The organism is Streptomyces canus (assembly GCF_041435015.1).
Lineage (GTDB): Bacteria > Actinomycetota > Actinomycetes > Streptomycetales > Streptomycetaceae > Streptomyces > Streptomyces canus_G.
The window spans coordinates 9,056,338-9,079,231 of the sequence record NZ_CP107989.1 but is presented as its reverse complement, the minus strand read 5'-3'; the positions used below and the strand labels follow the sequence as shown (position 1 = coordinate 9,079,231).

General features: G+C 71.4%; 15 protein-coding genes and 1 pseudogene. 9 read left to right on the top strand and 7 right to left on the bottom strand.

The window, feature by feature from the left end; genetic code table 11:
- Positions 1–167: 167 nt before the first annotated feature.
- The 3 genes and pseudogenes from pdhA to OG841_RS41335 all read left to right on the top strand — a co-directional run bounded on the left by pdhA (position 168) and on the right by OG841_RS41335 (position 3,252).
- Positions 168–1,244: a pyruvate dehydrogenase (acetyl-transferring) E1 component subunit alpha gene (gene pdhA, locus OG841_RS41345; RefSeq protein ID WP_371569499.1), complete on the top strand. Its 1,077-nt coding sequence runs from the start codon at positions 168–170 to the stop codon at positions 1,242–1,244.
- Position 1,245: 1 nt separating this feature from the next.
- Positions 1,246–2,220, top strand: a pseudogene (locus tag OG841_RS41340) (alpha-ketoacid dehydrogenase subunit beta); the annotation flags it as partial.
- Positions 2,197–3,252 (top strand): dihydrolipoamide acetyltransferase family protein, encoded by a 1,056-nt coding sequence (locus tag OG841_RS41335; RefSeq protein ID WP_328643466.1) that lies wholly within the window; start codon positions 2,197–2,199, stop codon positions 3,250–3,252. The pseudogene OG841_RS41340 and the gene OG841_RS41335, both read left to right, overlap by 24 nt.
- Before the next feature lie 21 nt (positions 3,253–3,273).
- Here the strand turns inward: OG841_RS41335 and icmF are convergent, their stop codons facing one another.
- Positions 3,274–6,504, bottom strand: a complete 3,231-nt coding sequence (gene icmF / locus OG841_RS41330; protein ID WP_328636689.1) for a fused isobutyryl-CoA mutase/GTPase IcmF — start codon at positions 6,502–6,504, stop codon at positions 3,274–3,276.
- 702 nt (positions 6,505–7,206) lie between these two features.
- A complete protein-coding gene (locus OG841_RS41325; protein WP_328636690.1) occupies positions 7,207–8,121 on the bottom strand; it encodes an AraC family transcriptional regulator in 915 nt (304 codons plus the stop codon).
- Between the two features lie 87 nt (positions 8,122–8,208).
- Here OG841_RS41325 and OG841_RS41320 point away from each other — a divergent pair, with 87 nt between their 5' ends.
- The 5 genes from OG841_RS41320 (at position 8,209) to OG841_RS41300 (ending at position 14,973) form a co-directional block, all read left to right on the top strand.
- Positions 8,209–9,216, top strand: a complete 1,008-nt coding sequence (locus OG841_RS41320) for an aldo/keto reductase (RefSeq protein WP_328636691.1) — start codon at positions 8,209–8,211, stop codon at positions 9,214–9,216.
- Positions 9,217–9,437: 221 nt separating this feature from the next.
- Positions 9,438–11,606: an MMPL family transporter gene (locus OG841_RS41315; RefSeq protein ID WP_328636692.1), complete on the top strand. Its 2,169-nt coding sequence runs from the start codon at positions 9,438–9,440 to the stop codon at positions 11,604–11,606.
- Between the two features lie 109 nt (positions 11,607–11,715).
- On the top strand, positions 11,716–12,477 hold the full coding sequence (locus OG841_RS41310) for a YqjF family protein (RefSeq protein WP_328643467.1): 762 nt from the start codon (positions 11,716–11,718) through the stop codon (positions 12,475–12,477).
- Between the two features lie 324 nt (positions 12,478–12,801).
- Positions 12,802–13,869, top strand: a complete 1,068-nt coding sequence (locus OG841_RS41305; RefSeq protein WP_371569495.1) for a glycerophosphodiester phosphodiesterase family protein — start codon at positions 12,802–12,804, stop codon at positions 13,867–13,869.
- A gap of 72 nt (positions 13,870–13,941) precedes the next feature.
- Positions 13,942–14,973: a LacI family DNA-binding transcriptional regulator gene (locus OG841_RS41300; RefSeq protein ID WP_365116775.1), complete on the top strand. Its 1,032-nt coding sequence runs from the start codon at positions 13,942–13,944 to the stop codon at positions 14,971–14,973.
- A gap of 287 nt (positions 14,974–15,260) precedes the next feature.
- Here the strand turns inward: OG841_RS41300 and OG841_RS41295 are convergent, their stop codons facing one another.
- Complete coding sequence (locus OG841_RS41295) at positions 15,261–15,986, bottom strand: SDR family oxidoreductase (RefSeq protein WP_328636695.1); 726 nt, start codon at positions 15,984–15,986, stop codon at positions 15,261–15,263.
- Positions 15,987–16,069: 83 nt separating this feature from the next.
- Between OG841_RS41295 and OG841_RS41290 the strand changes: the two genes are divergently transcribed.
- Entirely contained in the window at positions 16,070–16,933 is an 864-nt protein-coding gene (locus OG841_RS41290) for a LysR family transcriptional regulator (RefSeq protein ID WP_371569491.1), read from the top strand.
- 52 nt (positions 16,934–16,985) lie between these two features.
- On the opposite strand, the gene OG841_RS41285 is transcribed toward OG841_RS41290, so the two are convergent.
- From OG841_RS41285 to OG841_RS41270, 4 genes are all read right to left on the bottom strand, one after another.
- Positions 16,986–17,633: a DUF6629 family protein gene (locus tag OG841_RS41285; RefSeq protein WP_371569488.1), complete on the bottom strand. Its 648-nt coding sequence runs from the start codon at positions 17,631–17,633 to the stop codon at positions 16,986–16,988.
- 67 nt (positions 17,634–17,700) lie between these two features.
- Entirely contained in the window at positions 17,701–18,978 is a 1,278-nt protein-coding gene (locus tag OG841_RS41280; RefSeq protein ID WP_365116769.1) for an alpha-glucoside ABC transporter substrate-binding protein, read from the bottom strand.
- Entirely contained in the window at positions 18,975–20,192 is a 1,218-nt protein-coding gene (locus OG841_RS41275) for a hypothetical protein (protein WP_371569485.1), read from the bottom strand. Before OG841_RS41275 ends, OG841_RS41280 begins: the two co-directional genes overlap by 4 nt.
- On the bottom strand, positions 20,096–22,828 hold the full coding sequence (locus OG841_RS41270; RefSeq protein ID WP_371569482.1) for a tetratricopeptide repeat protein: 2,733 nt from the start codon (positions 22,826–22,828) through the stop codon (positions 20,096–20,098). Before OG841_RS41270 ends, OG841_RS41275 begins: the two co-directional genes overlap by 97 nt.
- Between the last annotated feature and the right edge of the window lie 66 nt (positions 22,829–22,894).

Below are 22,894 nucleotides of genomic sequence, written 5' to 3'. Positions count from 1 at the left end.
GGCGACGCCTACCCAACGCGCACCGCTTGCGTTCGCCCCACTGAACAGGGTGATCGATGTTCAACGGCACTTCACCCGGCCGCCCCTGCACCGCAGTCGGGAAAGCGGACAGCATCCCTTTCGCACACGCTTCGACGAAGGGACTGCGGGACATGGGAGATGCGTCGATGCATAAGGGCGACTCGGAATGGGAAGAACCGTCCTTCTGGCTCCCTTCCCAGGTTCCGGTTTCCTTTTTGCCAGAATTGGAAAAAGGGGGTCCGGACGAACTCCTCCTCGAGGCCTACCACAGAATGGTCCTCGGGCGCCGGTTCGACCGGCAGGCGACGGCGCTCGCCCGTCAGGGGCGACTCGCGGTCTATCCCTCGAGCCTCGGCCAGGAGGCCTGCCAGGTGGGTGCGGCCCTCGCGCTGCGCGACACCGACTGGCTGTTCCCCACCTACCGTGACTGCGTCGCGCTGGTCAGCCGCGGCATCGACCCCGTCGAGACGCTCACCCTGATGCGAGGCGACGCCCATTGCGGCTACGACCCCACGCGGCACCGCACGGCACCGCAGTGCACTCCACTGGCCACCCACGCCGCGCACGCCGTCGGGCTGGCCCACGGCGAGCGCCTCAAGGGCTCCGACACCGTCGCCCTGGCCCTGGTCGGCGACGGCGCCACCAGCGAGGGCGACTTCCACGAGGCCGTGAACCTGGCCGGGGTGCTGCGCGCGCCGGTCGTCTTCCTCGTGCAGAACAATCGGTACGCCATCTCCGTGCCGCTCTCCACACAGACCGCCGCGCCCGGCCTGGCCTACAAGGGCATCGGATACGGCGTCCGTGCGGAGCAGGTGGACGGCAATGACGCGGCCGCCGTGCTCGCGGTGCTGACCGCCGCCGTGGAGGACGCGCGCAGGGGCGGCGGGCCCTGGCTGGTGGAGGCCCACACCTACCGGGTCGGTCCGCACACCAGCGCCGACGACCCGTCCCGCTACCGCACGGCCGCGGAGGAGGAGCACTGGCGGGCCCGGGACCCGCTCGCCCGGCTGGAGGCCGCGCTGCGCGAGCGGGGCCTGCTGAGCGACGCGGACGTCGTCGCCGTGTCGGAAGAGGCCGAGGCGCAGGCGACCCGGCTGCGCGAACGGCTGGCGCGGGATCCCGAAACCGACTCCTCCGCCCTGTTCGACCACGTCTTCGCCACCCCCACCCCTCAACTGCTCGCCCAACGCGAGGCGCTGCACCACGAGTTGGAAAGGCGCTGAGATGACACAGGCCCTGGAACCGACCTCGATGGCACAGGCCTTCAACACCGCCCTGCGCGACGCGCTCGCCGCGGACGAGCGCGTCCTGGTCTTCGGGGAGGACGTCGGCCGTCTCGGCGGGGTCTTCCGCATCACCGACGGGCTCGCGGACGCCTTCGGCGACCGGCGCTGCTTCGACACACCGGTCAGCGAGGCCGGCATCGCGGGTCTGGCGATCGGGCTGGCGATGGCGGGCTTCCGGCCCGTGGTGGAGATGCAGTTCGACGCGTTCGCCTACCCGGCCTTCGAGCAGATCGCCTCCCACATGGCCAAGATGCGCAACCGGACCCGGGGGCGGGTGGGGCTCCCGATCGTGGTGCGCATCCCCTACGGCGGCGGCATCGGCGCCGTCGAGCACCACAGCGACTCCAGCGAGGCGTACTACGCGCACACGGCGGGCCTGAAGGTCGTGACCCCGGCGACGACGGCGGACGCCTACTCCCTGCTGCGCGAGGCGATCGAGGACCCCGACCCGGTGATCCTCCTCGAACCGAAGCGGCACTACTGGACGAAGGAGGAGACCGAACTCCCCTGCCGCACCGAGCCGTTCGGCACCGCGGCGGTCCGCCGCCCCGGCGCCGACGCCACCCTGGTCGCCTACGGCCCCTCGGTCGCCGTGGCCCTGGCAGCCGCCGCGGAGGCCGCCGTCGTCGGCCTGGACGTCGAGGTGCTGGACCTGCGCACCCTCGTTCCCCTGGACGACCGTACGCTCACCGAGTCCGTGCGGCGCACCGGGCGTTGTCTGGTGGTCCACGAGGCCCAGGGGTTCGCGGGCGTCGGCGCGGAGATCGCGGCGCTGGTGCAGGAGCGATGCTTCGACGCCCTGCGCGCACCGGTGTTGCGGGTCACGGGCCTGGACGTGCCCTATCCCCCGCCGCTGCTGGAGGGCGCGTACCTTCCGGGGGTCGCGCGCGTGCTGGCCGGGCTGCACCGGCTGTCCGGTGTCGACGGACGGCCCGCCGGCCGTGCCGTTCCGCCCGCGGCCGGCCGCACTTTCAGCCTCCCCGACCTGGGTGAGGGCCTGACGGAGGCCGAACTCCTGGAGTGGAAGGTCGAGGTGGGCGACTCCGTCGCGCACGACCAGGTCGTCGCCGAGGTCGAGACCGCCAAGTCGGTGGTGACGCTGCCGAGTCCGTTCGCGGGAACGGTGACCGCTCTGCACTGCCCAGCCGGTGAGGTCGTACGGGTGGGAGCGCCGCTGCTCTCCGTGGCGGAGCCCGACGGCGCTTCGGGTGCGGTGCTGACGGGGTACGGGACGGGGGCGTCGGAGCGCCGGCTCCCCTCACCCGTCCGTCAGGCAGGCGGAGTTGAGTCGTCCGACGCCCGGGTGCCGATGCCGGCGACGGCCGAGAAGTTCCTCCGCGCCCATCGCGACACCCCCTCGGTGACGATCTGGGCGGACGTGGACGCCACCGGACTGCTCGCCGAGCGGGCCTCGCGCGGGGTAGGACTGCTGGCGCTGCTCGCCCGGGCCTGTCTCACCGGCCTCGCCGAGTTCCCGGAGTTCAACGCCCGCGTCGACGGTGACCGCGGGGAAGTCGTCCGCCTCTCCCAGGTGCACCTCGGTTTCGCCGCGCAGACGCCGAAGGGCCTGGTCGTCCCCGTCGTACGGGATGCGGACCGGCTGCCCCTCGACGCTCTCGCGGCGGAACTGCGCCGCCTGACCGACCTCGCACGGCAGGACGCCCTGCCGGTCGGACACCGCACCGGCGGCACGTTCACTCTCAACAATTACGGCGTCTTCGACGTCGACGGTGCCACACCGATCCTCAACCACCCACAGGTGGCGATGCTCGGCGTGGGCCGCATCACCGACCGTCCGTGGGCGGTGGACGGCCGGGTGGAGGTGCGCAAGGTCGTCGGCCTGTCCCTGACCTTCGACCACCGCGTCTGCGACGGGCGCACCGCGGCGGGCTTCCTGCGTCATGTCGTCGACGCGGTCGGGGGTGGGTCGGTGGGGGTCGGTTGACCCACCAGGCCGACGCCGGCTTCAGACGTTGCGGCGGTACTGGCCCCCGACCTCGAAGAAGGCCTCGGTGATCTGCTGGAGGGAGCAGACCCGGGTGGCCTCCATGAGGACGGCGAACACGTTGTCCCCGCGTACGGCCGCGTCCTTGAGGGCGTCCAGGGCGGCCCGGGCCTCGTCGTGGTGACGGGCGTGGAAGGTGCGGACGCGTTCCAGCTGGGACTGTTTCTCCTCCTCGGTGGCGCGGGCGAGTTCGACGACGCCGGGCTCGGCGGTGTCGGCGTGGGGGTTGCGGAAGGTGTTGACGCCGATCAGGGGCAGGGAGCCGTCGTGCTTGCGCTGTTCGTAGAGCATCGACTCGTCCTGGATACGGCCGCGCTGGTAGCCCGTCTCCATCGCGCCGAGCACACCGCCGCGTTCGCTGATCCGCTCGAACTCCTGAAGGACGGCCTCCTCGACCAGGTCGGTGAGTTCGTCGATGATGAACGACCCCTGGAGCGGGTTCTCGTTCATCGCCAGGCCCCACTCCCGGTTGATGATCAGCTGGATGGCCAGGGCCCGTCGTACGGACTCCTCGGTGGGGGTGGTGACGGCCTCGTCGTAGGCGTTGGTGTGCAGGCTGTTGCAGTTGTCGTAGATGGCGATGAGGGCCTGCAGGGTGGTGCGGATGTCGTTGAAGTCCATCTCCTGGGCGTGCAGGGAGCGTCCGGAGGTCTGGACGTGGTACTTCAGTTTCTGGCTGCGCTCGCCGGCGCCGTACTTCTCCTTCATCGCCACCGCCCAGATGCGGCGGGCGACCCGGCCGAGCACGGAGTATTCGGGGTCCATGCCGTTGGAGAAGAAGAACGACAGGTTCGGGGCGAAGTCGTCGATGCGCATGCCGCGGGCGAGGTAGGCCTCGACGTAGGTGAAGCCGTTGGCCAGGGTGAAGGCGAGCTGGCTGATGGGGTTCGCGCCGGCTTCGGCGATGTGGTAGCCGGAGATGGACACCGAGTAGAAGTTGCGGACCTTCTGCGCGATGAACCACTCCTGGATGTCGGCCATCATCCGCAGGCTGAACTCGGTGGAGAACAGGCAGGTGTTCTGGCCCTGGTCCTCCTTGAGGATGTCGGCCTGCACGGTGCCGCGCACGTTCGCCAGGGCGTGCGCGCGCAGGTGGGCCGTCTCCTCGGGCGAGGGGTCGCGGCCCTCCTGGTCGCGGAAGCGTTCGATCTGCTGGTCGACGGCGGTGTTGAGGAAGAACGCCAGGACGGCCGGGGCGGGCCCGTTGATCGTCATGGAGACGGAGGTGGTGGGCGACACGAGGTCGAAGCCGTCGTAGAGCGCCTTCATGTCCTCCAGGGTGGCCACCGAGACGCCGGAGGTGCCGACCTTGCCGTAGATGTCGGGGCGCTCGTCGGGGTCGCGGCCGTACAACGTCACCGAGTCGAAGGCGGTGGACAGGCGGGTGGCGGGCTGGCCCTCGGAGAGAAGCTTGAAGCGGCGGTTGGTGCGGAACGGGTCGCCCTCGCCGGCGAACATCCGCGCCGGGTCCTCGCCGTCGCGCTTGAAGGGGAACACCCCGGCCGTGAAGGGGAAGTGTCCGGGCAGGTTCTCCGCGCGCCAGAACCGCACCAGTTCACCGTGGTCGGTGAAGCGGGGCAGGGCGACGCGGGGGATCTTGTTGCCCGACAGGGACTCGCGGGTCAGCTTGGTGCGGATCTCCCGGTCGCGGACCTTCACGACCTGCTCGTCGCCGGAGTAGGAGGCGATCACGGCGGGCCAGCTCTCGATCTGCCGCACGATGTCGTGCGGGAGGTGCGTGCGCGCGTCCTCCAGCAGCGCGTGCACGTTCGCGGCATCGGAGCCGGCGTCGGCGAGTTCGGCCCCGACCAGCTCCAGCCGCTGGACCCGCCGCGCCGCCTCGGCCAGCCGCTCGGTGTCGGCGTGGTAGCCACGGACCGTGTCGGTGATCTCGGCGAGGTAGCGCACCCGCTCGGGCGGGACCACCTGCCGGATGCCGGAGGAGTGGCGTACGTCGACCCGCGCCAGGGTGCCCTCGGGCAGCGGGAGTCCCTTCTCGGCGAGGACGGCGGTGAGGTGCTGGTGCAGGGCGGTGACGCCGTCGTCGTTGAAGGTGGCCGCGGAGGTGCCGTACACCGGCATGTCCTCGGGTCGCTTGCCGAACGCCTCGCGGTTGCGGACCAGTTGGCGGCCCACGTCGCGCAGGGCGTCCTTGGCACCGCGCCGCTCGAACTTGTTGATGGCCACGACGTCGGCGAAGTCGAGCATGTCGATCTTCTCCAGCTGCGAGGCGGCACCGAACTCCGGCGTCATCACGTACAGCGAGGCGTCGACGAACGGCACGATCGCCGCGTCGCCCTGGCCGATCCCCGGCGTCTCCACGATCACCAGGTCGAATCCGGCGGCCTTCACGACATCGATCACGTCGGAAAGGTGCTCGGGCAGCTCGCGGCTGCCGCGGGTGGCCAGGCTGCGGAAGAACACCCGGTCCCCGTCGAGGGAGTTCATCCGGATCCGGTCGCCGAGCAGGGCGCCGCCACCCCGGCGACGCGTCGGGTCGACCGCGATCACGGCGATGCGCAGGGCGTCCCGCTGGTCGACACGGAACCGGCGCACCAGTTCGTCGGTCAGGGACGACTTGCCCGAGCCGCCGGTGCCGGTGATGCCGAGCACCGGCACGTGCCGCGCGGCCGCGGTGGCCCGCAGCTCCTGCCGGAACTCCGGCGGGAGCTTGCCCAGTTCGGCACCGGTGAGGGCGCGGGCGATCGCGAACCGGTCGCCGGCCAGGACCGCGGTGAGGTCGGCCGGTTTGCCGTCCCAGAGGTCGAAGTCACAGTCCTTGACGACCGTGTTGACCATCCCCGCCAGGCCCATCCGCTGGCCGTCCTCGGGAGAGAAGATCGTCACCCCGCTCTCCCTGAGCCGGGTGATCTCATCGGGCACGATGACACCGCCTCCGCCGCCCACCACCCTGATGTGCTCCGCGCCCTGTTTGCGCAGTGAGGCGACCAGGTATTCGAAGTACTCGACGTGTCCGCCCTGGTAGGACGAGACCGCCACGCCGTGCGCGTCCTCCTCGAGAGCCGCGTCCACGACCTCCCGCACGGAGCGGTTGTGGCCGAGATGGATGACCTCGGCGCCCTGCGACTGGAAGATCCGCCGCATGATGTTGATCGAGGCGTCGTGCCCGTCGAACAGTGCCGAGGCGGTGACCAGGCGGACGGGGTGGACGGGGCGATGCAGATCGCTCATGGCGGAGCCTTCCCAGGACACGTCGAAAAACGCGGGCTGAGAAAATAGTAGGACGTCCTAGTAAAATCGCGGGGGCGGGGTGAGGAGAAGCACAGCGGGATTGCTCGCGACGCTCTTCCCGGCGGCCATCCCTGCACGGCGGAGAGCCACACGCCGGCGCCGTGGGCGAGAGCCGGCGGCCGACGCCGCAGAGGACGGGGTCCAGGCCTCGGCGCGGCCGCATCGGCATTCGGCGCGCTGCCGATCAGCGCGGCGACGGCCACGGCTCCGCGGACACGACCCGAGCGGAGGGCTGCACGGTGGACACCGCACCGACGGCCGCGAGGGCGCGGCCCCCCAGCGGGCGCAGTCCAGGTTGGCGTGAACACCACGCGAGACGACACAGCCGACAACCGCGAGAGCCCGATCCCCCAGCAGACCCGGACCAGGTCAGCACCGTCGCGGCGGACACTCGAACGCCACGCCGGTCAGCGCGGCGACGGCCACGGCTCCGCGGACACGGCGCGAGGCGAGACAGCCGACGCGCCGCGATCCGCCACCAGTGCCGGGCAGGCAGAGCGGAGATCAGGACGTGGGCCGCGACAGTACCCTGCCCGACGGCCCCGAGCAGCCGGCCCGCGGCGCTCGCCGACGCCGACCCGCCGGCGGGCAACGGCTGGGTCTACGGGTACGACCCGGCGGAGGCACTCACATGAACGACCCTCACGGCTTCGCACCCGACCCGTCGTGCAGCAGGGGCACCTCCCGGGCCTCCGCCAGCCGGGCGCGCAGCTGCGCCGCGTCCCGGCCGGGCGGAAGGCCATAGGCGCGGCGGTACTCGCGGTTGAACTGGGTGGCGCTGACGTATCCGACCTCCTGGGCGACCTGAGCCGCCATCATCTCCCTGGTGAACAGCAGCCGTCGGGCCTCCTGGAGCCGCAGATACTTCTGGAACCTCAGGGGGCTCGTGCCGGTGGCCGCCTTGAAGTGCCGGTGCAGGGTGGCAGGGCTCATCCGGGCCACCTCGCTGATCTCGTCGATGCCGAGCGGTTCGGCGTAGTGGTCGCGGATCCAGCGGGCGGTCGTACGGATCCGGGCGGCTGTCGAGTCGGAGAGCGACCAGTGCCGCAGGACGGGTGCGAGCGGGCTGCGCAGCAGCCGGTAGAGGATCTCGGTCTCGATGCGGGACGCCAGGGGACCGATGTCCTCCGGGCTGTCGAGCAGCCGAACCCAGCGGGTGACAGCGTCGACGAGCTCCGGGGACATCGGCGCGGTGACCGCCGCGGCGACGGCGGCCGGGGACTGCGGTCCGCTCTCCGCCAGCTCCAGCTGTACGGCGGCGAGGACCTCGCTGTCGATCCGCATGACGGCGGCGCGGTACGGCACCTTCTCGAAGGCGGCGGTGACCGGCAGGTCGAGGGTGAACAGGGCCATCTCGCCGCGTGGTGTGATCCAGCTGCGCTCGCCCACGGCAGTGCGCTTGGCACCGTCGGCGATGAAGCAGATCATCGGCTCGTACGTCACCTCGATCGGGTCCACGAACTCGTCGAGCGAGACCAGCGACATCTTGGGCACAGCGGTCTGCGACCACAGCCCCGGGCAGTGCCGCTCGATGGCGTCGGCGAGCCGGTCCAGCATGAGAGCACCCTTCGGCTGAGAGAATCAGGCAATCCTATGCGACCGGTGCCCCATGACTCCCCGGCACCGCGTCCCTAGCGTTGAGGCATGACACAGCACGACAGGAACCTCCCGCACCGCAGGCTCGGCACCCAGGGTCTGGAGGTCGGCGCCGTCGGCCTCGGCACCATGGGCATGACCATGGCCTACGGCGCCTCGGACGAGCAGAGCAGCATCGCCACCCTCCGCCGCGCCCACGAACTCGGCGTCACCCTCTTCGACACCGCCGAGCTGTATGGCATGGGCACCGGCAGTAACGAGGAGCTCCTCGGGCGGGCCGTGAAGGACGTCCGCGACGATGTCGTCCTCGCCACCAAGTTCGGCTTCGATCTGAGCGGCGGGACGGCGGGCGGATTCGGCCTGAACAGCCGCCCCGAACACATCCGTGAGGTCACCGAGAACAGCCTGCGCCACCTGGGCACCGACCACATCGACGTGCTCTACCAGCACCGGGTCGACCCTGAGGTACCCATCGAGGACGTCGCCGGAGCGGTCGGTGAGCTGATCGCCGAAGGCAAGGTGCGCTACTTCGGCCTGAGTGAGGCCGGCCCCGACATCATCCGCCGTGCCCACGCCGTGCACCCGGTGTCGGTGCTTCAGACCGAGTACTCGGTGTTCGAGCGCGCCGTGGAGGCGGAGGTGCTGCCGGTCGTGCGCGAGCTGGGCATCGGCTTCGTCCCCTACTCGCCGCTGGGCCGCGGTTTCCTCACCGGCGCGGTGAAGCCGGCCGCCGAGTATCCGGCCGACGACATACGCAGCTGGGACGAACGCTGGCAGCCCGGGAACTACGAGAAGAACCTGGCCGCGGTGCGTGACCTGACCGCTCTGGCGGAGTCCAAGGGCATCGCGGTGACCCAACTGGCGCTGGCCTGGCTGCTGGCGCAGGGCGAGGACATCGTGCCGATCCCGGGCACCCGTAGCCCCCGTCGCCTGGAGGAAAACGTCGCCTCCGCGTACGTCGACCTCACGCCCGAGGACCTCGCCCGCATCCAGGAGCTCCTTCCCCGCGGCTCGGCCGGCTCCCGCTACCCGGAGAGCATGATGCCGACCTGGTAGCCGCGGCCCACCCCGGTTCTCCGAGAGGCTCCGCGAACGGCACGGCAGTTGAAGGTAGGGCACCTCCAGCGATCTTCACCGGTGATCCCTAGGATAAGAGCTCAAGACAACCATTCCGGCCGGTCCGACGGGGGACTGCCCAGAGGGACGGCCGGGGGTCGCCGATGCCAGGGACCGCTCCCCGGGTTGCGGTGATCTTCCTGTCCAGGAGGACCTTCCGCATGTTCCGAAGTATTGGCAACGCTGTCGTCCGACATCCCGTCTGGACGATCGTTGCATGGTTATTCGCTGCCGTGGCGATCGTCGCCACTGCCCCGAGCCTGCCCTCGAACAGTGACGAGAGCAGTTTCCTCCCCAAGAGTTACGAGTCCATCCAAGCGGCGGAACTCCAGGCGAAGGCGTTCCCCAGCGCCTTCACCCCGTCCGCGATCGCGTTGTACCAGCGCACCGACGGCGGCAAGCTGACCGCCGCCGACCAGAAGGACGTCGCCCGGATCACCTCCGAGCTCGGCAAGAAGAAGATCGACCAGGTGCAGAAGGTCGTCCCCGGCCAGCCGTCCTCGGACGGCAGGTACGCCCTGACCCTGGTCCAGATGGACAGCAGGAACGCCGGCCAGCCCAAACAGGCCGACGCGGCCAAGGTGTTGCGCGACGACGTCAAACAACTCGCCAAGGGCACGAACCTCGACGTCAAGCTCGGCGGCTCGGCCGCTCAGGCCCTCGACCAGCAGGACTCGTCCAAGCGTGGCGAGGCGCTGATCGGCATCGGCACCTTCCTCATCATCCTGGTGACCCTGCTGATCATCTTCCGGGCACCGATCCTGGCTTTCCTGCCCCTGATCACCATCGGGTTGGTGTCCGCGATCGCCAACGGACTGATCGCGTACGCCACCAAGCTCTTCGGTCTCCAGGCCAACAGCTCGATCTCGTCGATCCTGATCGTCGTGCTCTTCGGCGTGGGCACGGACTACTTCCTGTTCCTGATGTTCCGCTACCGCGAACGTCTGCGACTCGGCGACGAACCGAAGCAGGCCATGATCAACGCGGTCGACCGGGTCGGTGAGGCCATCGCCTCCGCCGCCGGAGCGGTCATCATCGCCTTCCTGGCGCTGGTCCTGTCGACGCTGGGCTTCCTCAAGCAGATGGGTCCGGCGCTCGCGATCGCGGTCACCGTCACCCTGATCGCGGGCCTGACCCTGATCCCGGCCGTCGTCTCCCTCATCGGCCCGAAGGTCTTCTGGCCGTCCAAGTCCTGGCAGCGCGAGCCGGAGAACGCCCGGTTCGCCGCCCTGGGCCGTGGTGTGCGGAAGCGCCCGGCGCTCACCGCCGCGCTCTCGGGACTCGTCCTGGTGGCGCTGTCGCTCGGGACGTTCGGTTACAACGCCACGTTCGACCTGGCGGCCGGCTCCATGCCCAAGACCAAGGAGTCGATGGTCGTCCAGGACGAGATGCAGAAGGCGTATTCGGCGGGTGCCGCCGCACCGACCGACGTCTATCTCTCCAGCACCGACGGCAAGCCGATCGACACGACGCTCTTCGACGCGTACGTGAAGAAACTCGGGACCGTGGACGGCGTGGCGAACGCTCGTCTGTCGCAGTTGAACAAGGACGGCACCACCATCGACTTCACCGTCACCCTCAAGTACGAGGCGTCGACGGACCAGGCCATCGATGCGGTGGGCCGGGTACGCGACGTCGCGCACTCCGCCGCCCCGGACGGCACCGAGGCCGTGGTCGGCGGGATGTCCTCGATCTACAAGGACATCGGCACCGCGGTCAACCACGACTACAAGACGGTCTTCCCCGTCGCGGCCGTGCTGATCATGCTCATCCTGGGGCTGCTGCTGCGCAGCGTGGTCGCCCCCTGGTACCTGATCGCCTCGGTGGGCCTCGGCTTCGGCGCCACGCTCGGTGCCACCGTGTGGATCTTCCAGGAGGGGCAGGGACACTCCGGCCTGATGTTCATGCTCCCGGTGATCATGTATCTCTTCGTGGTCGCCATCGGCACCGACTACAACATCCTCATGATCGCCCGGCTGAGGGAGGAGGCCCGTGAAGGCCGCGAACCGCGCGAGGCGGCCAGTATGGCGCTACGGCATGCCGGTCCCACGGTGGCAGCGGCCGGCTTCATCCTGGCGGCGACCTTCGCCACGATGATGCTGGCCGGCAACGTCCTGCTCACGGAGATGGGCTTCGCCGTCTCCTTCGGCATCGCCGTCGCCGCCTTCGTCATGGCGATGTTCTTCACGCCCAGCCTCACGGCCCTCATGGGCCATGCGGCCTGGTGGCCGGGGCACGCGGACCGGGCGAAGGAACCACCGGCCGCTCCCGCACCGGTCTCCGGCGGCGGGGACACGGTGTTGCAGGATCCGGCCGGTCGCCGCAACTGACGGCGAGGTCACGGGGCGGCGTCCGCCGGGCCGCATGGCTCGGCGGACGCCGCCCCGTCCCGGCACACCGCCGGGCCGGACACGATCGGTGTCTGCCACCCTGGACCTCGTGCCGAACCCCGCTCCCGTCACCCCGGACGCCCCCACCCTCATAGGGACCCCGCTCCTCACCCAGCAGTGGCTCGACCTCGCCTTCATCCACTGGGGCGTCGAACCATCGGTCGTGGCCGGGCTGTTGCCGCGCGGCACGGTCCCCGACACCCACGACGGGCTGACATACGTCGGCCTGGTCGCGTTCCGGATGCACCGGGTCGGCTGGCTGGGGCTGCCCGGGGTGCCGTATCTCGGGACCTTCCCGGAGACCAACGTGCGGCTGTACTCGGTGGACACGCACGGACGGCGTGGCGTGGTGTTCCGCTCGATGGACGCCTCCCGGCTGATCCCGGTGGTGATGGGACGCGTCGGCTTCCGGCTGCCGTATCTCTGGTCCCGGATGAGCGTCCGCACGGCCGGGGACACCGTCACCTACACCAGCTCACGCCGGTGGCCCGGCCCGCGCGGGGCCCGGAGCCTGATCACGGTACGGACCGGCGAACCCATCGGGGAGCCGACCGACCTGGAACACTTCCTCACCGCCCGCTGGGGGATGCACAACGCCTTCTTCGGCGGCCCCGAGCCGCTGGCCTACCTGCCCAACGACCATCCGCGCTGGCCCCTGTACCGTGCCGAACTGCTCACCTGCCGGCAGGACCTCGTCACCGCGGCCGGCCTGCCCGCCCCGACCGACGCCCCGGTCAGCGTCCTGTACTCCCCCGGCGTCCCGGTCCGCCTCGGCCGTCCGGCCCGCCCGGCGGGCATCCCCACACCCTGACGACCGGGGCGGTGGGTTCGCGGGGGCCGGGCGGTGATCTCCGGCAGACGCGCCCTCGAACCGGTCGGACGGCTGCATGGCGGCCACGTCGAGGTCGTGCCCATCGCCTCCCGCCCCTTCACGTGCACCACGACGTCGTCCCGCCGGCCGCGCGCAGTCCGGCACCGACGTCGAGGGGCGCGCCGAGCGATCTACCTCGTCGCGTACCGCCGACGGGAACGTCGTTCCTCGGACATTCACGCCGGGATCACGTCCGAGGGGTTGAACCGGCCCGCGTCCTCACTAGCGTCTGTGGGCGTCCCGACCCATAGGAGTGAGGTGTCGATGTCCTCAAGACGTGTCCTCGCCGGGCTGGCGGCGGTGCCGGTGCTCGCGCTGTCGGCCGCCACGCCCGCGACGGCGTACGACGGCCACCAACCGCCGAAGCCCAAGCCGCACTTCGACCTCCAGGCCCACCGCGGCGGCATCGGCATGACGACCGAGGAGTCCCTGGAGGGCTTCGGCAAGGCGATGCGCCTCGGGGTGTCCACGCTGGAGCTGGACACCCATGTCACCAGGGACAGGAAGGTCGTCGTCAACCACGACCGGCAGATCAGCTCGGTCAAGTGCCGTGACACGGGACCGGTGACGGCCGGCGACCCGATGTATCCGTATGTCGGCAAGTACATCAAGGATCTGACGCTGGCTCAGGTCAAGACCCTGGACTGCGGTTACCAGCAGCTGCCCGGCTTCCCCGAGCAGGAGGTGGTCAAGGGCTTCCGGATGGTCGAGTTGAAGGACGTCCTGAACCTGGTCAAGAGCTACCGCGCCAAGCAGGTCAGGCTGAACATCGAGACGAAGGTCGAGGCGGGCGCGCCCGAGCAGACCGCGCCGCGTGCGCTGTTCGTGCGGCGGGTCCACGAGGAGATCCACCGCTCGGGCATCGAGAACCAGGTCACCATCCAGTCCTTCGACTGGGGCGCGCTGAAGGCGATGCACAAGCTGGCCCCGAAGTGGCCCCTCGTCGCGCTCACGAACTACGACTTCCTCCAGGTCGGCCTGCCAGGTGCGTCCCCGTGGCTCGGCGGGATCGACGCCGACGACTACGGCGGCGACTTCGTCAGGGCGGCCGCCACGATCCCCGGTGTCAGGGCCCTCTCCCCCAACTACGGCTTCCCGCAGAGCGGCACGGTCGGCGACCCCGACTTCCGCTTCTACGCCGACCGGACGATGGTCCGGGAGGCGCACGCCCGAGGCCTGAAGGTCATCCCGTGGACCTGCGACGACCCCGCCACCCTGGAAGCGCTCATGGACATGGGCGTGGACGGCGTCATCACCGACTACCCGAATCGCGTACGGCAGATCATGGCCGACCGCGGCATGCCGCTGCCGAGGGCGTACCGGCCCCGCTGACGGAGTCGGGCCGCCGGGTCTCCAAGCCCATGTTCGCTTGACGTTCCGCCGGTGACCGGCCACAATCCCGGGATGAATGTGGCCGGTCACACCCGCGGTGCGGCGAGCATCCGGGATGTCGCCGCGGCCGCCGGCGTCTCCTACCAGACCGTCAGCCGGGTGATCAACGGTCACCCCAGTGTCAAGCAGTCGACACGGGAGCGGGTTCTCGCCGCCATCGACGAGCTGGGCTTCCGGCGCAACACCACCGCGCTCGCCCTGGCCAGGGGCCGCAGCAGGGCCGTTACCGTGCTCACCGCCAACACCACGCACTACGGCTACGCCTCGATCCTCCAGGGTGTCGAGGAGGCGGCCCGCGCGGCAGCGTACTCGGTGGGTGTGGGCGTCCTCGAATCGGCCGACGAGGCCGCCGTCACCGTAGAGGTGCAGCGTGCCGCCGACGCGGGCGGCGGGCTGCTCGTGATCGCGTACGATCCCGCGGGCGTCCGGGCCCTGGAGGCGGTCCCGGCCGGGCTGCCCGTTGTCGGCGTGGTCGAGACCCCGGCGAGCGCGCCTACCGGCGACCGGCCGTGGGTGTGGACCGACGACCGCGAGGCCGCCCACGAGGTGACCCGGCATCTGCTGTCGCTGGGCCACGAGACCGTCCATTACGTCGCCATTCCCTCCAGCACCCGCCGCACCAGTGCCCGCACCGGCGGCTGGCGCCAGGCACTCAAAGAGGCGGGTGCTCCCGAACCCCTTCCCCTGCCGGGCGGTTGGGGCCCCGCCGGTGGCCACGCGGCGGGCCTGGAACTCGCCCGGGATCCCTCGGTCACCGCGGTCCTGTGCGGCAACGACGACCTGGCCCTCGGTGTGCTGCGCGCCCTGCACGAGGCCGGACGCCCGGTGCCCGGCGAGGTCAGCGTGGCCGGGCTCGACGACGCCCCGCACGCCGCCTATCTGACGCCGTCCCTCACGACCGTACGTCTGGACTTCACGGGCCTTGGCCGAGCCGCGTTCGCCCTGCTGCACGGAGTACTGGAGGAGTCCGTGCCGATCGCCCCGCGTCCGGTCTCCGTGCCGGAACTGGTGGTCCGGGAGAGCTCGGGGCGACCGCCCGCCTGAGCCGTCTGCGCTCGTCGGCACCGGAACAGCGGGCATGGGCCGGGCGGGGAGGAAGCGGTGCGGGAGGTTGGCGTGCCGGGCGGGGCCGGTCGCAGGGCGCGGTCGAGGACATAGGCGCGCACGCCGTCGCGCGGGCGACCGATGGGCAGCGGGCCCGGCACCTCCGAAGCGCCGGGGCCGCGACCGTCAGGCGCGCCACGGAAAGGCACCCGGTCGGCGGCGCAGCCCGACGCCGGACGGAAGGGACGGCGGGACAGGTACGTCGCTGCCGCTGCCGTCCGTCCGGGTCACCAGGGGACGACGCCCTCGTCGTCGAAGAAGCCGCCACGCGGTCCGTCGTCCGGCAGGGTGGCGAGCCGGACGGCGATCGCCGCGCCCTGCTCGGGCGTCCGTGGCGCGTTGAAACCGGTGAAGTCGGTCGCCACATAGCCGGGGCAGCAGGCGTTCACGATGACGTTCGTATCGGTGAGCCTGCGGGCGTACTGCGCCGTGACGCTGTTGAGCATCGACTTCGACGGGGCGTAGGCGGCCATGACCGGTCCGGTCTGCAGCGTCAACGAGCCCATGCTGCTCGACACGTTGACGATGCGCGGCGAGTTCGCTCGGCTGAGCAGCGGGAGCATCGCGTTCGTCACCCGGATGACCCCGAGGACGTTGGTGTCGAGGACGGCGCGGACGACCTCGAGGTCGAGCGTCGTCGGATCCTGCGTGCCGCCTTCGATGGCGCCGGAGACACCCGCGTTGTTGACGAGCACGTCGAGCCGTCCCGTCGTCCGTTCGACGGTCGCCGCCGCCGCGGCGACGCTGTCGTCGGAGGTGACGTCGAGGGCGACCCCGAACGCGTCGACGCCCGCGGCCTGCAGTTCCTTGACGGCCTGCTCGCGCCTGGAGTCGTCGCGAGCCCCTACCGCGACCGTGAAGCCAAGGGCCCCGAGACCCTGTGCGATGGCGAAACCAATTCCCTTGTTCGCGCCGGTGACCAGCGCGGTCTTCATGTCGTTCACGCGATTCATGCTGGGCGAGCCGGACATGCGCCGTCCAATATCGAACCGGTGCACTGTGATACTCGCCGGGTATCAGTCGGTAGGCTGTCCGTGTGGACGATCTCGAGACCCGCGAGCTTCGGTACTTCGTCGCCGTCGCCGAGGAACTGCACTTCGGACGCGCCGCCGGTCGGCTCGGGATCGCGCAACCGCCGCTGTCCCGCGCGATCGCGAGGCTGGAGCGGCGGCTCGGCGTCCGGCTCCTCGACCGGGACCGGCGCGGAGTGGCGCTCACCGATGCCGGCGGCGTGCTGCTTCGGGAGGCCGGAGCGGCTCTGGACGCGGTCGCTGCCGCCGCGCGTCGAACGCGGCGTGCCGGGGACCCGAAGCGGCCGCTGGTGCTCGCGACCAAGGCCGGGGCGTCCCACGAAGTGCTGCGGCAGCTCCTCGACACGGTGGCGAGCGCACCGGAGGCGCCACCGATCGAGATCCTTCTGTGCGAGGTCGGTGAGCAGGCGCGGCTGCTCCGCGACGGGCACGCCGACGTGGCGCTCATGCATCACCCTTACGACGACCTCGCCGGGTTCGACTCCGAAGACCTCTACGTCGAAGGTCAGGTCGCGATCGTGCCCGCCGGGCATCCGCTCGCGTCACGCGCCGAGCTCACGCTGGCGGACGTCCAGGATGTGCCGGACCTGCCGATCGCTCGATGGCCCCGGCTCGACGGGTCCTACCCCGACGGGCCCGGACCCGAGGTGCGCACCCAGTCTCAGCTCGCTCAACTCGTGGCGCTCAGCAGGACGTTGCTCGTCATCCCGGCTTCCAGCCGTGCCTGGCAGTGGCCCGAACACGTCGCGGTGCCCGTCGTCGACGCGCCGCAGGTGACCACGGTGATCGCCTGGCCGCCCAGCAGTCGCTCGTTGGCGGTCGCGTCCCTGGTCGGCGTCGCGGCCGACATGATCATGTCGGCAACCTGACTCCGGTGACGACCCAGCCCGGCGGCCCGCCCGGCACTGCTGCGCGCGCTGTTCAGTGCCGGGCGTCCCACGCGGGGAGAACGGGCCTCGGCGTGGGGCGTGTCCGCACCCATCCGTACAGGACCACCGAGCAGACCGCCGCCAGCGCGCACCAGGTCGACACGAACTCCAGCCGCCACAGCAGCCAGCACATCAGCGCGCCCGCCCCGGTCAGGATCCCCAGTCCCGTCAGGCGGCGGTCGCCGGAGAGCAGCAGTGCGCCGACCGTGGCGATCAGGTAGCCCGCGACGAGCAGTTCCGCGTGGGGCAGTCCGATGACGTAGGCCATGGTGTGGCCGCGGATCTCCGCCCGGACGGGGTGGGTGACGAGAGCGTGCGCGAGGAAGGCGGCGGTCACGACGCCCACCGCCACGACGGGCGTCACCCGGCGTCCGGTTCGGCGTGGGACCGTGCACCACACGCCCACCGGCACCCACACCGCGAGCACGGGCAGGGCGATGACGGCCCAGGCGACAGTGGCCGCGCCGGTCCCTCCGCCGGTGTGCCAGACCTGGGCCTCCACCAGTTGATGGGCGCCGAGCAGCAGGGGCAGCGCGGCGAGGGGCAGGTCTCCGGCGCGGCGGGTCCGGGCCACGCAGACCGCCCCGACGGAGGCGATGGCCGTGCCCGCCACGAGATCCGCTGTCGCACTCCAGCACATGACACCACCATGTCAGGTCAGATCGTCGGCCGTGCGCCACGACGCGGACGGGGCCGAGGCGGACCGCTCACGCGCAGATGTCCTGCGGAGGACGGAACGTGCGGTCGGTGCCCGAGTCCGTGTTCACCTGGACGCGTACGGTCTCCAACTGCTGAAGCAACGAGTCGAGTTGCCGCTGGGTCGGGTCACGGAAGAACTCCAGGACCGCACGGTGGAAGGCGTCCCGGAGTTCGGGCGGCATGACGTCGGAGGCGTCGAAGCAGAGGGTGCGGGCGCGGGTGGTGAGCAGGGAGTCGATCTCCCGCTCGACCGGGGTCACGGAGGCGGGCGGTGACAGTCCGGCCGAGTCCGGGAACAGCGGCCGTACGGCGGGAGCCGCCTCCGCCCGCCAGCGCTCCCGTCCGGCCGGGCTCGAGAGGCGCTCCACGAGTTCCTGGGCGTCCGGGTCGTCGCTGAACACGGCGGCCATGTCGCCCGCGACCTCGAAGGCGTCCCGGTAGGCGGACTTCCCGTCCAGATAGCGGGCCGCCGGTTCCACGGTCACGTCGTCGCCCGCGTAGACGTACCGGATGAAGGCGCTCTGGTGCTCGTGCGTGCAGTCGAAGCCGGGCGAGTCGAGCAGGCCGCGCGGATTTCCCCGGGAATCGGACACACCCTCGAACGATGTGGTCAGGGACCGCTCGACCGATGCCGGGGAGCGCTTGCCCAGCAGTCGCGCCCAGCTGGTCCAGGCACGCTCGACGGCCGGGTCGCGCCAGTCGAGGCGGCCCGTGGCCCAGGCGGTGTAGAGGGCGGGGCCCGCCTGATGGAGCACCAGGTCCTCGATCCAGTCGGTGCCCGGCCAGCCGGAGGTGGCCTGCGAGGCGAGACCCACGCACCAGGTGGACCGTTCGCTCGGGGCGCCCCTTTTGCTCCACACGAGGCTCTTGAGGTCGACCTTCAGCGGCACCCAGTACGTGCGCCGCCTGCCGTCCACCAGCAGGGTCGGCGCCCAGGGCGGGTAGGCGCGCTCGGCGCTCGCCTCGGCGAGGGGCTTCAGCTTGTCGCGTCGGGCGTACTCGGTGAGTTCGCCGATGCTGTTGAGGACCGCCACGTCCGGCGGGTCGTCGGCCTCCAGCTGCGAGACGAGCGTCTCGCGGAGTGAGCGGGTGCCCTCGTAGGTGTATGTCCGCCCGGTCCCGTCGTCCAGTTTGTCGAGGGCCGCTTCGAACGCCCTGCCCTCCTCGCCGGTCCAGGGTCCGAGGACGACCAGCGGGTCGCGGGTGTCGGACCCGCAGCCGGGGACGAGAGCGAGCAGACAGGTCGTGAGAAGGACGCGCAGGAGGCGGCCCGTGCGACGGCTCATGCGACGGCTCCCGGCCGGGTGACGACGAGGTATTCGCGGCGGTAGGCGTGCAGGGCACCGGCGATCACGGCCGCGGCGGTCAGGCCCGCCGGGAACACGAACGGGGCGATGCCGTCGAGGAAGGCGAGCCGCCCGTCGGCGAGACCGTCGTCGATCCGGGCCCGGAGCGTCTCGATGGCCTGCGGGTCCGGTCCGGCGAAGGGGCGTTCCTCGGCGACCGTCTCCGTCTTCGGGGAGGTCCGCTCGGCCAGCGCGTCCGCGACGGGGACGGTCTCGTGCTGGGCGTCCAGGGCGAGCAGGGCGTCGGCCGTCAGGAACGGTACGGCGAGCAGTGGCAGGGCGGCGGCCGCGAGGGGGATGCTCAGCCGGATCCGGAAGCGGCGGCGCAGGAAGGACACCGTCCGCCACAGCCCGGCGGCGAGCAGGGCGAAGGCGAGCGCGGCGATCACCGCCGCGGTGATCGTGCCCGCGCCCCAGGCGGCGCGGTCGGCGAGCCGCGCGCGCAGCCGCCCCTCCAGGCCGGCCACCCGGTCGACGATCGAGGTCGCGGCGGAACCGGTGTCGGGCGGGCAGGCCGGATATGGGTTCTCGGTGGTCGGGGTGAGGGCCTGCGAGCAGAGCATGCTGCGCGCGTAGGTGAAGTCGGCATCGCGCAGAACCGGATCGGTGGCATGGCCCTGGGCCCGGCCGATCCAGCTGGTGTAGTCGACGACCAGCGCGGACACGACCCGCAGTTCCTGTTCCTCGGCGACGGTGAGGGCTCCGCTGCGGGTGACCTGGTTCAGGCTCTGCGTGGCGCGGGCGATCCGAGTCCGGTACCGCTCGCTGAGCCCGCTGAGTTCCGCCGCGCGCCCTTCGTCCAGGTTCCGCTGGGCCTCACCCTGCGCGATGAGCAGCGAGGCCCGGGCGTCCGCGAGGTCGACCAGCGCGGGCGCCGCGCGTTCCCGGATGTACGCGGAGTCGCCGCGCACGCCCGCGTAGGCCCAGCCGAGCGCCCCGAAGGCCACCACGGTCAGCAGCGGCAGCGCGAGGAGCCGGTCCCGCAGATAGGCGCGGTTGCGGTGACCCGTGGTGGCGGGCCAGGCGTAGCGCAGGATACGGCGGGCGAGTTCGGTGGTTACGGCGGCGACGGCCCGCGTGAGGCGGAGGGTGTCCTTTGCGAGGGCGCGTAAGCGACCGTCCGGAGCCAGTGGGCGACTCTCTTGCCGAGCCATGGGCTGTCCCTGTGGTGTCGAAAGGCGAGCGGACGGACCTCGTAGGCGCGGTCCAGGAGGATTTCGGCCACGGCCGCGTCCTCGGGGGCGGTGGAGCGGGCGGCCTGGTGGGCGAGGACGACATAGCGACGGGAGAGGTCCTCCCGCAGGCCGTGTTCGTCGGACGGGAGACCGAGTCGGGGGTCTGCCCCGGCGGACAGCGCCGCGAGGCCTGCCGCGTCGAGAGCACCGCGCGCGAGGGCGCCGTGCACGGCCTCCCAGGCCTCGACGGTCATCCGGACCCTGGCCTCCACGTCGGTCAGGCCGTGCGCGTGGAAGAGCAGAGCCAGGCGCCCCAGCACCTCGCCCAACCGCTGCGGCGCCTGGTGGCCGCACTCGCCCGTCCGCACGTACTCGATACCGATCCGCACGGCCGCGGTACGCGCTGCGGTCCGGTGCCGCGAGTGCTGCGGTACGGCGTCGAGTTCGCGTACGGCCTCCTCGCGCGCCGTAACGCCGCCCAGCGCGAGGCGGGCCCGTGCGGCGCCGAAGGCCGCGCTGCCCAGGGAGGGGTTCCGCAGCCCGACCGCCTCGTAGAACGTCAGGGCCTCGTGCGGGCGTCCGAGCCGTTCCGCACAGTGTCCGAGGGCCAGCTTGGGCGCGTACTCGCCGGGGATCGCCGCGTACACCCGGTCGAAGTGCCCTCGGGCCGCGGCGACTTGCTCCCGGGCGAGCGCGAGCAGGCCGTGGTGCCAGTCCAGCCGCCAGTCGTACGGGGAGCGACGGGGGCCGATCCGTGCCTCGGCCGTCCGCAGTTCGCGTTCTGCGGCGTCGGGTCCGTCGGCCGGGTTCCGCAACCGCAGCCGGCAGCGCAGCAGATGGACCTCCGTGGAGTCCCGCCAGTCGCCGATGTGCTGGAGCAGGGCCTCCGGGGCTGCGTCGGCGAGCCTGCTCAGCTCGGCGTGGTGCTCGTCGCGCGGGTCGGGGCGCGGCACGGGCAGGCGCTGGGCGACCTCGGTGGGAGTGGGCGGGGCGAACGGGGACGGGGCGTCGGGGGCGGCCCAGTGGGCGAGGGGTGGCGCGGAGCCGAGGGCGCCGTCGAGGGCGTACGGGGACTGGAGGAAGAGCGGCGAGGGTTCGAAGGTCTCGGTGCCGGTGCGCAGCGACCTCAACTCACGGAACACGCCCCGTAGTTGCTGGTCCATCTCACGCGCGTCGGCGAACCGTCCGGCGGGCTCGCTCACGGTCGCGCGGTGCAGGACACGGGCGAGGGAGAGCAGGCCGAGGCCACGGGGCACGGGGGCGGTGGTGCCCTCGGGTGCCCACGCTTCCCTGGCCGGCGGCGGCACTTGGGCAGAGGGTCCTTCACCGCCCACCGACGGGACATCGGGGCGCGACTCCCCCGCGTCGATGTGCGCCGCCCCGGTGACGGACCCGTTGCCGACATCGGGTGTCCCGCCGACGTCCGGTGCACCCTCGGCACCCGACGTCCGGACCACACCCGCTGCCTCACCGACGTCCGGTGCACCCTCCCCGCCGGAACCCTGAACGACCCCTGACGTCCGCACCACACCCGCTGCCTCACCGAGGCCCGGTGCACCCTCCCCGCCGGAACCCTGAACGACCCCTGACGTCCGCACCACACCCGCTGCCTCACCGACGCCCGGTGCTCCTTCGGCACCCAGTGCCCGAGCGACACCCGACGTCCGCCCGGTGACCAGAACCCCCTGGGCGTCCGGTGTCTCTCCCGCGGCCAACGCCTCCCCGGCGGTCCGCGCCCTGTCGCTCGCGGCCAAGGCCTCTCCGGCGGCGGGCGCCGCCTCGGCAGCCGACGCGCTCGACACATCCGCCCCCGCCACCCCGCCCAGCGTCCCGAGATCCCCGAGCCGCGCAAGATCCGCCGCCGACCGGCCGAGTCCGCTCAGTCGCCGCAGGGTCTCCCCCAGGCTGAAGAGGTCGTCCTGCTCCCTGGACTCGCCGTTCGGTCCCACGGTCGGTGCGCTGAAGCCCTTCGTGGTCATGCCCGGCGCCCCGACCGGACGCACGCTGCCCACGTCGATGATCTTCGTCGTGGTGCCGTCGTGCATGACGTTGTCCGGCTTCAGATCGCCGTAGACCTTGCCGGGCCGGTCGGCGTGCAGATACGCGAGGGCGGACAGGATCCGCACGCCGTAGGCGAGCACGAACTCGTGGAAGCGGTGGCCGCCGAACTCCCCGGGGTTCAGTTCGGCCCGCGCCCGCACCTCCTCCAGCGTGAGCCCGTCCACGAACTGGAGGACGAGGAAGTCACCGACCTCGGGATGGTGACCGTAGTTGAAGACACGGATGATGTCGTCGTGGCCGAGGTCGACAAGGGCCCGCCGCTCCCGGGCCAGCGCGCCCGCCGCGGCCGCCGCCTGCTCCGGGTGCAGGATCTTGATGGCGACCTCGCGGTTGTCGACCTTGGTGTCGAGCGCTAGGTAGACCTCGCCCATGCCGCCGTAGCCGAGGGGCCGGATCAACCGGTACTGGCCCGCGAGCAACTGCCCGGGAGGCAGCGGCAGTTCCCCCGGATCGCGGCCGGGGTCCCAGCCGCGTCCCAGCAGCGTGATCGTGGGCAGCACCGTCGGATCGGGGTTCTCCGAGGGAAGGTCGACGTGCGCCGCCCTCAGGTACATCGGCTGTCCGGCGACAACAAGTGGACCGAACGATCCCTCGGATTCCGGTACTTCACCGAACGCACT

Coding starts and splice junctions, on each gene's coding strand:
- pdhA (WP_371569499.1), top strand. CDS start 168: ATGCATAAGGGCGACTCGGAATGGGAAGAACCGTCCTTCTGGCTCCCT.
- icmF (WP_328636689.1), bottom strand. CDS start 6,504: ATGAGCGATCTGCATCGCCCCGTCCACCCCGTCCGCCTGGTCACCGCC.
- OG841_RS41325 (WP_328636690.1), bottom strand. CDS start 8,121: ATGCTGGACCGGCTCGCCGACGCCATCGAGCGGCACTGCCCGGGGCTG.
- OG841_RS41320 (WP_328636691.1), top strand. CDS start 8,209: ATGACACAGCACGACAGGAACCTCCCGCACCGCAGGCTCGGCACCCAG.
- OG841_RS41315 (WP_328636692.1), top strand. CDS start 9,438: ATGTTCCGAAGTATTGGCAACGCTGTCGTCCGACATCCCGTCTGGACG.
- OG841_RS41305 (WP_371569495.1), top strand. CDS start 12,802: ATGTCCTCAAGACGTGTCCTCGCCGGGCTGGCGGCGGTGCCGGTGCTC.
- OG841_RS41300 (WP_365116775.1), top strand. CDS start 13,942: ATGAATGTGGCCGGTCACACCCGCGGTGCGGCGAGCATCCGGGATGTC.
- OG841_RS41295 (WP_328636695.1), bottom strand. CDS start 15,986: ATGAATCGCGTGAACGACATGAAGACCGCGCTGGTCACCGGCGCGAAC.
- OG841_RS41285 (WP_371569488.1), bottom strand. CDS start 17,633: ATGTGCTGGAGTGCGACAGCGGATCTCGTGGCGGGCACGGCCATCGCC.
- OG841_RS41280 (WP_365116769.1), bottom strand. CDS start 18,978: ATGAGCCGTCGCACGGGCCGCCTCCTGCGCGTCCTTCTCACGACCTGT.
- OG841_RS41275 (WP_371569485.1), bottom strand. CDS start 20,192: ATGGCTCGGCAAGAGAGTCGCCCACTGGCTCCGGACGGTCGCTTACGC.
- OG841_RS41270 (WP_371569482.1), bottom strand. CDS start 22,828: ATGTACCTGAGGGCGGCGCACGTCGACCTTCCCTCGGAGAACCCCGAT.